Source organism: Paenibacillus sp. FSL P4-0081, assembly GCF_000758565.1.
GTDB classification, from domain to species: domain Bacteria; phylum Bacillota; class Bacilli; order Paenibacillales; family Paenibacillaceae; genus Paenibacillus_AQ; species Paenibacillus_AQ phytohabitans.
This window is the reverse complement of sequence record NZ_CP009280.1, coordinates 5,683,930-5,695,684: the sequence shown is the minus strand read 5'-3', so window position 1 is coordinate 5,695,684 and position 11,755 is coordinate 5,683,930. Positions and strand designations below refer to the sequence as shown.

General features: G+C 50.3%; 11 protein-coding genes. 8 read left to right on the top strand and 3 right to left on the bottom strand.

All coding sequences use genetic code 11. The features are described 5' to 3' along the window. Positions 1–56 precede the first annotated feature (56 nt). The 7 genes from P40081_RS24530 to P40081_RS24505 all read left to right on the top strand — a co-directional run bounded on the left by P40081_RS24530 (position 57) and on the right by P40081_RS24505 (position 6,937). Entirely contained in the window at positions 57–2,024 is a 1,968-nt protein-coding gene (locus P40081_RS24530; protein WP_042141400.1) for a YjhG/YagF family D-xylonate dehydratase, read from the top strand. Beyond that, on the top strand, positions 2,021–3,607 hold the full coding sequence (locus tag P40081_RS24525; RefSeq protein ID WP_042138872.1) for a glycoside hydrolase family 43 protein: 1,587 nt from the start codon (positions 2,021–2,023) through the stop codon (positions 3,605–3,607). The genes P40081_RS24530 and P40081_RS24525 overlap by 4 nt, the downstream gene beginning before the upstream one ends. Positions 3,608–3,866: 259 nt before the next feature. After that, on the top strand, positions 3,867–3,971 hold the full coding sequence (locus P40081_RS39455; protein ID WP_218639469.1) for a cold shock domain-containing protein: 105 nt from the start codon (positions 3,867–3,869) through the stop codon (positions 3,969–3,971). Positions 3,972–4,169: 198 nt separating this feature from the next. Continuing rightward, complete coding sequence (locus tag P40081_RS24520; protein ID WP_042138871.1) at positions 4,170–4,613, top strand: hypothetical protein; 444 nt, start codon at positions 4,170–4,172, stop codon at positions 4,611–4,613. Between the two features lie 98 nt (positions 4,614–4,711). Beyond that, positions 4,712–5,170 (top strand): hypothetical protein, encoded by a 459-nt coding sequence (locus P40081_RS24515; RefSeq protein ID WP_042138870.1) that lies wholly within the window; start codon positions 4,712–4,714, stop codon positions 5,168–5,170. Positions 5,171–5,511: 341 nt separating this feature from the next. Next, positions 5,512–6,546 carry a DUF1835 domain-containing protein gene (locus P40081_RS24510; protein ID WP_052421971.1) on the top strand — a complete coding sequence of 345 codons (1,035 nt, stop codon included), beginning with the start codon at positions 5,512–5,514 and terminating at the stop codon, positions 6,544–6,546. Positions 6,547–6,655: 109 nt separating this feature from the next. Further along, positions 6,656–6,937 carry a hypothetical protein gene (locus P40081_RS24505; RefSeq protein WP_042138869.1) on the top strand — a complete coding sequence of 94 codons (282 nt, stop codon included), beginning with the start codon at positions 6,656–6,658 and terminating at the stop codon, positions 6,935–6,937. A gap of 121 nt (positions 6,938–7,058) precedes the next feature. Here P40081_RS24505 and P40081_RS24500 read toward each other — a convergent pair whose 3' ends face one another. After that, a complete protein-coding gene (locus P40081_RS24500) occupies positions 7,059–8,675 on the bottom strand; it encodes a mannitol dehydrogenase family protein (protein WP_042138868.1) in 1,617 nt (538 codons plus the stop codon). Further along, on the bottom strand, positions 8,676–9,752 hold the full coding sequence (uxuA, locus tag P40081_RS24495; RefSeq protein ID WP_042138867.1) for a mannonate dehydratase: 1,077 nt from the start codon (positions 9,750–9,752) through the stop codon (positions 8,676–8,678). 244 nt (positions 9,753–9,996) lie between these two features. Here uxuA and P40081_RS24490 point away from each other — a divergent pair, with 244 nt between their 5' ends. After that, positions 9,997–10,629, top strand: coding sequence for a GntR family transcriptional regulator (locus P40081_RS24490; protein WP_231575182.1), 633 nt, complete (start codon positions 9,997–9,999; stop codon positions 10,627–10,629). A gap of 82 nt (positions 10,630–10,711) precedes the next feature. On the opposite strand, the gene P40081_RS24485 is transcribed toward P40081_RS24490, so the two are convergent. After that, entirely contained in the window at positions 10,712–11,617 is a 906-nt protein-coding gene (locus P40081_RS24485; protein ID WP_042138865.1) for an AraC family transcriptional regulator, read from the bottom strand. Positions 11,618–11,755: the final 138 nt, after the last annotated feature.

Genomic DNA, 11,755 nt, shown 5'->3' with positions numbered 1-11,755 from the left:
CAAGTTCATTCTGAAGGAGAGAAGGGTTAAGTGTGAAGCTGACTTTGCATGAGATTATGAAGGAAGCCATAGATGATACTGTTCCTGTACATACCGCTGCGGAAGGTCCCGCAGGCAAGCTTCCGATTACAGGTGAGGTGCTGCGAAATGCCCCAAGCGGGGAAATCTTCGGAATGACCCAGAATGCGGGGATGGGCTGGAATCCGCTGCAACTGAACAGGCCGCAATATCTGATTCTCGGCACGATGGGCGGAATCCGGCGGGAGGACGGCAGTCCGCTTGCGCTCGGATACCATACCGGACACTGGGAAATCGGCGTGATGATGGAAGAAATCGCTGAGGAGCTCACCGCCAATCAGGGGATTCCGTTTGCCGGTTATGTCAGTGATCCCTGTGACGGGCGCTCCCAGGGAACCACGGGCATGTTCGATTCTCTTCCTTACCGGAATGATGCAGCCGTGGTTCTGCGGCGGCTGATTCGTTCCCTGCCTACCCGCAAAGGAGTTCTGGGCGTAGCCACCTGCGATAAAGGTCTGCCCGCCATGATGCTGGCACTGGCCGGAATGCGGCATCAGCTTCCGGGGATTATCGTGCCTGGCGGCGTTACACTGCCGCCGGTTAACGGCGAGGATGCCGGCAAGGTGCAGAGCATCGGAGCGCGGTTCAGCAATGGTGAACTTTCGCTCGAAGATGCAGCCGATCTGGGCTGCCGGGCCTGCGCTACTCCGGGAGGCGGCTGTCAATTCCTCGGCACGGCCGCAACGGCCCAGGTGATTGCTGAAGCACTGGGCATGTCGCTGCCTCATTCGGCTCTGTCACCATCGGGGCAGCCGGTCTGGAAGAATATCGGCCGCCAGTCGGCCCGCGCGCTTCAGCATATGGAGCATAGCGGAATAGTGATGAGTGATATTCTTACAGATCGGGCCATTAAGAACGCGATGGTGCTGCATGCCGCGTTCGGAGGCTCCACGAATCTGCTGCTGCATCTGCCGGCCGTTGCCCATGCCGCCGGGCTGAAGATTCCTTCCGTTGATGACTGGAATGAGGTGAACCGCCAGGTTCCCCGGCTGGTCAGTGTGCTTCCGAACGGACCGGTGCCGCATCCGACGATCCGCGTGTTCCTGGCAGGAGGTGTTCCTGAAGTCATGCTGCATTTACGGCGGCTGGGGCTGATTGACGAATCCGTATTGACCGTGACAGGGCGGACGCTGGGCGAGAATCTGGACTGGTGGGAGACCTCGCAGAGACGGGCGGACATGCGGCGGAGACTGCAGGAAGCGGATGGCATTGACCCGGATTCTGTGATCATGAGCCCGGAAGAGGCCAAGCGGCAGGGTATGGCTTCCACAATGACGTTCCCCACAGGGAATCTCTGCCCGGAAGGTGCAGTAATCAAATCGGCAGCGATTGACCCTTCCGTCTTGGACAGCGAAGGAGTCTACAGGCATACGGGAAGAGTGAAGGTGTTCACTGCCGAGAAGGATGCGATCCGTAGCATCAAGAACGGTAAGGTGCAGGCCGGGGATGTTCTGGCCATCATCGGCCGGGGTCCCAGCGGAACAGGAATGGAAGAGACCTACCAGCTGACATCCGCGCTCAAGCATCTGCCTTACGGCAAATATGTCACTCTGATCACGGATGCCCGGTTCTCGGGGGTATCCACGGGAGCCTGTATTGGTCATATGGGACCGGAAGCGCTGGCCGGCGGTCCTCTGGGCAAATTACGGGATAATGACTGGGTAGAAGTGCTGATCGATACCGTGAAGCTGGATGGGAGCGTGAATCTGGTCGGGGAAGGCGGAGAAGGCGGACAGCCGCTGTCGAAGGAAGCGGGAACGGAGCTTCTGAACGCAAGGACTCCGCATCCGGGCCTTGCCGTTGATCCGGGCCTGCCGGATGATACCCGGCTATGGGCTGCGCTACAGGCGGCAAGCGGAGGGACCTGGCAGGGCTGTGTCTACGATACGGATAGAATTATTGCCTTACTGGAAGCAGGACGGCAAGCACTGGGGGAGACAAGATGAGCACAACACTGATTCACAATCCGATTCTACGCGGGTTTCATCCGGACCCGTCCATCTGCCGGGCGGGAGAGGACTATTATATTGCCACCTCCACCTTCGAGTGGTTTCCCGGCGTACGGATTCATCATTCCCGCGATCTGGTGAACTGGCGGCCGCTTACGTATGCACTAACCCGCAAGTCGCAGCTGAATATGGAAGGTGACCCGGATTCCGGAGGCGTGTGGGCACCTTGCCTGACTTACGATGATGGACTCTTTTATCTGATCTATACCGATGTCAAAAGCAGACAGGGTGCCTTCAAGGATACGCCTAACTATCTGGTGACTGCCGGGAATATCGAAGGTCCCTGGTCTGAGCCTGTATACCTGAACAGCAGCGGCTTCGACCCTTCGCTGTTCCATGACGATGACGGGCGCAAATGGCTGGTCAACATGCTGTGGGATCACCGCACCGGCAATAACAGCTTCGCCGGGATTGTGCTGCAGGAATATTCTGCAACAGAGCAGCGGCTGACCGGTCCGGTCATTCCCATCTACAAGGGAACCGAGCTGAAGCTTACGGAAGGGCCGCATCTGTACCGGAAGGACGGCTGGTATTATCTCATCACAGCTGAGGGCGGTACACAGTATAATCATGCGGTGACGGTGGCCCGGTCGAAGCAGATTGAAGGTCCGTATGAGACAGCTCCGAATCATCCGCTGCTGACCTCTGCCGGAAACCGTGAACTGGAGCTGCAGAAGGCGGGACATGCCAGTCTTGTACACACGCATACAGACGAATGGTATATGGTGCATCTGTGCGGCCGTCCCGTGAAAGACCATTACTGCAATCTCGGCCGGGAGACAGCGATTCAGCGCTGCGAATTCACGGAGGACGGCTGGCTCGCCCTGGCCGGAGGCGGGAACGCCCCGGCGCTTACTGTGCCGGGTCCGGACATTCCGGAGCATCCATTCTCCGCTCCGGCTCCCCGTGATGATTTCGATGACCCGCAGCTGGATGTCCGCTGGAGCACCCTGCGTGTGCCTGCTGAGGAAGCGTGGCTCTCACTACAGGAGCGCCCCGGATATTTGCGCCTCCGGGGCAGAGAATCCATGAGCTCCATGCACCGCCAGAGTCTGGTTGCCCTGCGCCAGCAGGCCTTCAGCTGCAGCGCCGAAACCGCCATTGAATTCGAGCCGCAGCACTTCCAGCAGATGGCCGGATTAATTGTCTATTATGATACGAAGGATTATCTCTACTTGCGGATCACTCATGATGAGACCCTGGGGAAATGCGTGGGCATCATCCGCTCCCGGGACGGAGTCTACGAGGATACCCTGACTGCGGATGTCCCGCTGCCTCCGGGAGCAAGCGTAGCATTAAAGGTAGTGATCGACCGGGAATTCGCCCAATTCTATTACCGGGACGGGGAGTCTGACTGGGAGAAGATCGGCGGGGCACTGGAAATTTATCATCTGTCCGATGATTTCCCGGCCTATATCCGGTTCACCGGGACATTTATCGGCATGTGTGTGCAGGATTTGAGCGGAACGCTGCGTGCGGCGGATTTTGATTATTTTGAGTACCGGGAGCTGCCCGAGTAGTAGGCAATGAAATAAGGCGTATATTTTATTCAGAGGTAGACCCGCAAGCCGTAAATCGGCTGTAGAGGGATCTGCCTCTTTTTGTTGTCAAAAGGAATTACAGCTCTTGACTGACGATGCCATGATTAAGCTAACGGGCAGTTTAGTGGAGAAAGTATCAGTCTTTATATTCCATTATATGTTAATATATAAAGATGATCCTTTCTAGGAAAAACTCAATCTCCATAATATCTAATGAAGTGACGGAGGAGATGCATAAATGGGAGAAAGACGATGGGGGATTGTCAAATGGTTCAAAGAAGATAAAGGTTATGGACGGATAATGCTAGATGGGCATATCAGATTCCCGGCGAAGAACCGCTAAGAATGTGCTGATTTTAGAGGATTGAAGGTATCGCGCCGTACTTAATGAAAGTATGGGATTCAGATCTCATCATTAATTGTTTGGTTGCTATGGTGGAAGAGAGAAGCATTCGCATCTCTTCTTTTCTCTATTAAGCTAACAGACAAGAACGTGCGGAATCTAATTATACTGGGTGTCTATACAATAGGAGGTGAACAAATGAAAAGGGTTTGGTTAAATAACTTGTTTGTTTATTTGGGATTCTTAGTAATCGTGATTTTAGTTTTTATATTCGGATTAAAATATCAATATCATTTAGAGGTAGAAGCAAGCACAACGTATCAACCTCTAACTAGTGCGGTCTTTTCTGTCCTTTTTCCGATTTCCTTAGGATTATTACTCGGTTTGCTAAGATTCTTTGAATTACTGCGAAAGACTGGAGAATGGAAAATAAATTGGATCAAGCTCTGTATTTTCGGCTTACCTTCACTCTATGTCTCCTTATTTCCACTATTATTTTGGTCTGGTCTGTCTATTTCATATTACGATTTACCTTTGGGCTCCATTTTGATCACTTCGGGAACAACAGCTTATACAATTAGCGGTCTGATATTCGGTTTTTTATTATTTTACGTAATCGAAAGGGAAATCAAAGAAAGTTAGAAACGGGGATTATAGTGTATTAAAATCTTCCTTCTTTAAAGCGCATAAAAACACCAATATGTGGAATTCTCAGGCATGGGGATTGAACAGGGGGGGCAATGTTGAGGGAAATAAAACATCCAGTTAAGAGTCCATCAAGAATTGGAACCATTATTGGTATGATAGTCGTGATATCAAGTCAATCTATTCTTGTATTGAGATTTTGGGATCAGAGGGGTGTATTTTATGCTTCTTTTACAGTGGTTCTTATGTGTTTAGTTATAGCGCTATTCGCAGTGTACAGAACATTTTTTAAGAAGCCAACTGATTTATGCCTATCTGATGAGAAAGTCACATTAGATGGGAATACAATCAATTCAAGGGATATTAAAGTGATAATGATCCGAGGATATTTTAAACCCGTTATTGGGATATTACCTTATAGGAAGAAGATCGTTCCATTGGATATGGCATTTAGGTATTCAAGGGATGAAGATAAAGGTATCTCGGATTTAAAGAGTTGGGCAAACATGAACAATGTAAAGATGGTCAATAAATCGTTTCAGACGTGGTTATAAGTGTATTTAAACGCACTATCCGGTACGTTCATTATGTTCAGAGGATGAACTTAACCAGGATGACATGCTTGTTTGGTAAGCTAACGGAAAACTTTAGTTCAACGGTAAAAGCGGCGACTAAGACTTGGGTAATAAAGTCTCGGTCGCCGCTTCTTCTTTTATTGAAGACGCAAATAATGAATTGCTGAAGGGCTTTAGATTTTTCTCACACAGATGATCTCCCGTCCCTATTTCTACAGGGCGCCAATTCGGCGTTGGTTGTGATGATTCGTTTAAACTAAAGGGCAGAATTATTACAATATATGGTATTATAGTGGATATGTCCTGTGAGGAGGATATCAATGGAGAAGTTTTACGATAGCTTATATCAATTTGATGGAAATGACCTGCGGTTGTTCTTTTACAATTTGTTAAATACAGTAGATCGTTATGGTACGGACGGCAGTATTGAAGAAAAAAAGTTAGCAGCAGGACTCGTTAATATACTTCAAACCCAGTTAGAGGCGGTTCACAACCATAAACTACAAATGAATGAACTCCAACAATATGTCTATCTTGTTTTCAGTCTCTCAGATGCAGGATCATTAAAAGTAACTCTAAGTAAAATCGGCAAACGGGAGCTATGCCAAGTCTTAGCATTTAATGAATTGTTTTCAGTTGGGCCAATATCTAACTTAGATACGAAAACTGGGCAGCAGAATAGACTTTTTTGGTTGACGGAAAACGATGGGGACTTCAGATATACCCCAGAGCATCTGCTTGTTAAAATGGTAGAGGCAGTAAAGAATATTCCAGAAAATAAAACCATTGTCATTTGGTGTGCGGATAACGCACATGATCAAACAGGCTTACGTTTCGTATTGCATTTGTTGAGAGATCGAAAACAGCCAGTTAATGTTGTCAATGTGACAGAGCTCTTTAATACTACTGGGCTTCATAACAAAGAAGGATTTAATCCCTATTTTAGTGGTTTAATCGATCGGGAGCATTTTCAGGAAATCGTAAAAAAGTATTATGAAGGTGTGCCTCTAGATCCTAACCAAAGAAGAAGGTATGAATCAGAATGGCTAATCCTCTCGAATGAAAATCATATGCTCCGCTTGTGGAAAGAAGGTTCAGTTAAAGGTACTGATGAAACTGCTCTGGACGAAGTGATAATAAGGTCAATTATTGAACTAGAGCAAGAACAAGATGAGAATGGGTTTATCAAGGCGGGGAGTGTCGTCGCGAGAGTATGTGATACGTCGCACCAACTCGTAGGGTATTCATTTATTACCAATAGAATATGGATCTTAGTTAACCAAGGAGTTTTAGAGTTTAGTGGAATGCCGAGGGCCTTGTATCAGTTCTCTGTTAGACTTGGCACCGTAGGTTGAGCTAACGGAAAACGATAGCACCATTACAATAGGCAGCCGAAATCATTGACTGCTTTAAGCTAACGGGTAGATATACGTGATTGTTATAACACTAGCACAGGGGGGCACTATGAAAAAAACATTAATTCGAAGCCTGATTGTAGGACTAATCTTTGCATTTGTTTATTATGCTATTCAGATTATTCGGGGGATGTATCTTTCAATGAAATATGTTCCGGAAATTGTAAATAAGAATACGACTATGGATTATCTACAACATAAAATAACATTTGGGCATGAATATAGTTCAATGTGGAGAATTATTGAGTTCTCTAGTCTAATGCTACTTGGAATAATTGTTTATTTTTCTTGGAGAATAATGAGAAATATTACCACGGCTACATCTAAGTAGATAAGAATAATGAAGGGGAAGGAACGGAATGGCGGGAGAAATCCGGGGCGCTGGAACTACGCAACAAAAGACCGGGAGCCATGCTCCCGGTCTTTCTCTTTGCTATCGCAGCTGTCAATGATCAGCCGACATACTTCTCCAGCGTAGCCCGCACAGCACCGGGTCCCGCCAGCATCTCAGTGAACATCCCCTGGATGACTTCGCCGAGTCCGATGGCGTACAGGTCAACGCCGAAGATGGCTTGATCCTCGAGAACCGCCCGCACCTTCGCTGCCTGCTCTGCATTCGCGCCAAGCGTAATTCCTTCCAGCCGGGTCTGCAAAGCTTCCAGCAGCGGATCAGGACTTAGTGCGAACACACCGCCTTCATCGTTCACGCCGAGCAGATACCGGCACCAGGCCGCGATCGCCAGCGGTATGGCGGTCAGCTGCGCCGGATCAAGATCCGCGCGGCGGATGTACGACTTGATCGTCTCGCCGAAGCGGATGCCGACCTTCTGCGAAGTGTCGGTAGCAATCCGCTGCGGGGTATCCGGAATGAACGGATTGGCGAACCGTTCCTGCAGCACTTCGTCGAGGAATTGCTTCGGACTGAGAATGCCGGGGTCTACCACAACCGGCAGGCCCTCCTGGTAGCCGATGATCTCCACGAGCTTCCGCAATGTGGCGTCCTTCATCTCATCGGCGATCAGCGTGTAGCCGAGCAGACAGCCGGTTACAGCCAGCGCTGTATGCAGCGGGTTGAGGCAAGTGGTTACCTTCATAGTTTCCACATTGTTGACCGTATCACGGTCCGTGAAGATTACACCGGCTTCTTCCAGCGCCGGACGGCCGTTGGTGAATTTGTCCTCAATAACCAGATACTCGCTGATTTCGGCATTGACGAACGGCGCAGTATACGTGTTCTTGGAGGTGACGATCACATCCATGCCGCCGATTCCCTGCTCCAGCAGCGCAGCCTGCACCGATTCGGACGGGCGCGGCGTGATTTTGTCTATCATGGACAGCGGGAAGGTAATCTTCTGCTCATCCTCAAGATAAGCTACGAAGCCTTCTTCCACATGGCCTTTGGCCGCCCATTCCTTGGCGATCGTAACCATGCCGTTCTTCAGCTTGTCGCCGTTATGCGAGCAGTTGTCCATGCTGACGAAGGTCATCGGATACTGGCCCTTCAGATAACGCTTGTATACGAAGGAAGCGACTATGCTCATCGCATGGACCGGATGATCCGGACCGCCGGCGATATCCTTCTCGACGATGCCGAGATACTGGCCGTTCGGACCAGTAAGGGAATAGCCTTTTTCGGTAATGGTGAAGCTGGCCATCTGCAGGCTGGGATTCTCGAACACTGCGCTCAGGCGGCTGTAATCCGCTTCGCGGGTCTTGTCCGCTGTGAGGCCTTCCACGATGCTGCTGATAATTCTCTTCTGGAAGTCGCCGCGCGCATTCATCAGTACCAATAGAGTCAGATTATCATAAGGCTTGTAGACCTTGTCGATCATCTCGAAGTCGAAGGTCTCGGCAGCGATGATGCCGGTATCTGCCTTGCCGCTGTCGAGCAGCTTCTGGTGGGCATTGGCCACGAAGCCTCTGAAGATATTTCCGGCGCCAAAGTGAACCCACTCCGGCTTCTCCAGTGTATTCTGTGCTACCGCTGCGAAATCGAACTGCGGCAGCTCTACACCTGCGGCTTCCCAGGCTTCACGGTCCGCAATGCTGCTTCTGGTGAGGCTCAGCATTTATTTCGCCCCCTTGGCATTCTCCAGGCTGTCCCATACGCCCAGCAGATACATAATGCCCATCGCTCTGTCGTACAGGCCATAACCCGGACGGCAGTTTTTCTCCTCGCCCCAGAGATGTCTGCCGTGGTCCGGACGTACATAGCCTGTGTATCCATTCTCGTGGTAAGCTTTGACAACCTCAGCCACATCCACGCTGCCATCTTGCCCCCGGTGGGATACTTCAATGAAGTCTCCGTTCTCAAATACCTTCACGTTGCGGATATGGGCGAAATAAATCCGGTCATGGAATTCGCGGATCATTGCCGGAAGGTCATTCTGCGGATTGGTTCCAAGCGAACCTGTGCAGAAGGTAAGGCCGTTATACGGGCTGTCGACCATGTCCAGGAAACGGCGGATGGAATCGCGGCTGCGGATGATGCGCGGCAGTCCGAAGATCGGCCAGGCCGGATCGTCAGGGTGAATGGCCATTTTGATATCCACTTCTTCACAGACCGGAATAATGCGCTCCAGGAAATACTTCAGGTTGTCGAACAGGATATCCTCGGTAACATCGGCGTAAGCCGCGAACAGATCATCCAGCTTCTCCAGCCGCTCCGGCTCCCAGCCCGGCATTGTGAATTCACCGGCACCCCTCAGAATCCGGTCCACCATTTCGCGCGGATTATCCGTAATGGCAGCCTTTTCATAAAAGAGTGCATTCGATCCGTCCGGCAGCTCCTTGTACAGCTCTGTACGGGTCCAGTCGAACACCGGCATGAAGTTGTAGCAGATGACCTTAACGCCGACCTTAGCCAGCTTGCGGATGGTATCGATATAGATGTCAATGTATTTGTCGCGGGACGGCAGCCCGATTTTGATATCATCATGAACGTTAACGCTTTCTACAACCGCTGTGCTGAAGCCTTTGGCTGTAATCTGATCGGCAACCTTCTGGATTTCTTCCATTTCCCATACTTCACCCGCTACCTTGTGATGCAGCGACCAGACGATGCCCATTACTCCCGGAATTTGACGTACATGGTCAAGGGTAATATTGTCGTTGCCCTCGCCATACCATCTCCAAGTCATATTCATTGTCATTTCCTCCTTGGTATTAAACATAAATACAAATACAATCATTCTGAATGCTTGTGACAATTGACCTTACGGATAAAACGTTTTGTGATATGATCATCTTGTATACAAGTTAGGATTCGTATTGATCATAGAATAAGCTTTATGCTTTGTCAATGAAATTCCTATCTGTTTTCTATATAATGAGTGGAGAAGAATATCGTACAGAAAGTTGGTCCATTCCATGACTTCCAAGAAAGAAATAATGTCGTATCTGAAACAGGAAATCCTCTCGCTTGCGCTGAAGCCCGGGTCGATGATCAGTGAGACCGCGCTTTCCGAACGCTTCCAGCTGTCGCGGACGCCGATCCGGGATGTGCTGAAGCAATTGTCCCTGGAGCAGTACGTTGACATCTATCCCAAAAAAGGCAATCTGGTCTCGTATATAGATTTGGAGTCAGTTGAACAGATTATCTACCTGCGCAATGTGCTGGAGAAGGAAATAATGAAGTCGCTGGCCGGTAATATTCCGCTGAAGGGGCTGCATGAGCTGAGGGGCAACCTTGCGCAGCAGCAGCAATGCATTGAGCAGGCCGAGGGGGCCGAGCTTTTCCTGCAGCTGGATGATCAATTTCACCGCACCATGTTCGGCCTGGCCGGACGAGAATTCCTGTGGGGGGTGCTGCAGCAGTTCAATGTGCATTACATCCGCTACCGGAAGCTGCATATGCTGAAGGACGAGAAGCTGGCTACAATTCAGCAGGAGCATCAGCAGCTGCTGGATTATATCGTGCAGGGGGACACGGCGGGGATCGATGAGCTGCTGCATCATCATCTGCGGGCAGATATTGATTCGACGAACTTTCAGGAGCATTTTGCCACTTATATCAAGAAATAAATCCGTATTCTGGACCGTCTGGCAGATGCCAAATATCCCTGCACTCATGTGACATGAAGGCAGGGATATTTGGCATGGAGGCCTATTGTCCGGACTCGCGGTATTCGCGCGGTGAGGTGCCGTGCCAGCGCTTGAACTGCCGGCTGAAATGGGCAATATCGCGGTAGCCGAGAATGCCCGATATCCGGCTGACAGACAGGCTGGGATCATCCAGCAGGACCTTGGCTTCATGGAGCATCTGTTCGGACAGAAATTCCCGGGGCGAGATGCCGAACACCTGGCGGAACACCCGGTAGCAGTGTGAGGCGCTGATCCCGAGCTCCGAGGCAATATCATCAATTCCGTAATGGCTGTCATAGGGCAGCTCCAGCTTGAATTGCTGGTAGACCAACCCCTGAAGGCGGCCGCGGATCTGGTGGGCCAGCTCAATCTTCTCATAGGTGGCAGGGGAAGACAGATTAGCTTCAATAGAGAAGGCTTCCCACAGCTGGGCGAACAGATCGAAGACGGCGGACTGCAGCCTCATGCGCTGTGACATGGTGATGTCCCCCGAGATAGAGCCTGAAATATCCACCAATTTGGAGAGGATGGGCCCTAGCTTATGGGCAATATTGCTTGCGGAAGGGAAGAGTACGTGATTCAGGCGGCTGAGCAAGGAGATTAGTAGCTTGTCATCGATATCAAAATGAATGCAGAAATACGTAAAAGCCTGGCCGTTTCCGCTGCGGCTGGCATGAGAATCTCCCGGCCGGAGCAGCACTAAGTCTCCGGCACGCTGGATATAGCTGCGGTTATTAACGGTAAACAGCTGCTCCCCTTCCAGCACATAGTTGAATTCATATTGCGGATGGGCGTGCAGCGGATAATCCCATTCCCCGCTGACCTTGCGCAGATGCATGCCAAACAGGTTAAGCGTGGTTTTCACATCCGGGATGATCGTTTCACTAAGGCATTGTCCCAGAACAGGCGGTAAAAAAGCGGAAACCATTCGATTCTCCCCCTGACGCTTGCGTTAGAATTAATGAGTGTATTCGTTTTACGCGATCCATTATCCCGTTTTTAGTATAGCTGAAACCTGCTTGATTTGGGTAAATAATTGCTTGATTTGACAATGTTCCCGTCCGGC

What these genes read in the sequence shown, in the direction of transcription:
- P40081_RS24530 (WP_042141400.1), top strand. Translation starts at nt 57, where the DNA reads ATGAAGGAAGCCATAGATGATACTGTTCCTGTACATACCGCTGCGGAA.
- P40081_RS24525 (WP_042138872.1), top strand. Translation starts at nt 2,021, where the DNA reads ATGAGCACAACACTGATTCACAATCCGATTCTACGCGGGTTTCATCCG.
- P40081_RS39455 (WP_218639469.1), top strand. Translation starts at nt 3,867, where the DNA reads ATGGGAGAAAGACGATGGGGGATTGTCAAATGGTTCAAAGAAGATAAA.
- P40081_RS24520 (WP_042138871.1), top strand. Translation starts at nt 4,170, where the DNA reads ATGAAAAGGGTTTGGTTAAATAACTTGTTTGTTTATTTGGGATTCTTA.
- P40081_RS24515 (WP_042138870.1), top strand. Translation starts at nt 4,712, where the DNA reads ATGTTGAGGGAAATAAAACATCCAGTTAAGAGTCCATCAAGAATTGGA.
- P40081_RS24510 (WP_052421971.1), top strand. Translation starts at nt 5,512, where the DNA reads ATGGAGAAGTTTTACGATAGCTTATATCAATTTGATGGAAATGACCTG.
- P40081_RS24505 (WP_042138869.1), top strand. Translation starts at nt 6,656, where the DNA reads ATGAAAAAAACATTAATTCGAAGCCTGATTGTAGGACTAATCTTTGCA.
- P40081_RS24500 (WP_042138868.1), bottom strand. Translation starts at nt 8,675, where the DNA reads ATGCTGAGCCTCACCAGAAGCAGCATTGCGGACCGTGAAGCCTGGGAA.
- uxuA (WP_042138867.1), bottom strand. Translation starts at nt 9,752, where the DNA reads ATGAATATGACTTGGAGATGGTATGGCGAGGGCAACGACAATATTACC.
- P40081_RS24490 (WP_231575182.1), top strand. Translation starts at nt 9,997, where the DNA reads ATGTCGTATCTGAAACAGGAAATCCTCTCGCTTGCGCTGAAGCCCGGG.
- P40081_RS24485 (WP_042138865.1), bottom strand. Translation starts at nt 11,617, where the DNA reads ATGGTTTCCGCTTTTTTACCGCCTGTTCTGGGACAATGCCTTAGTGAA.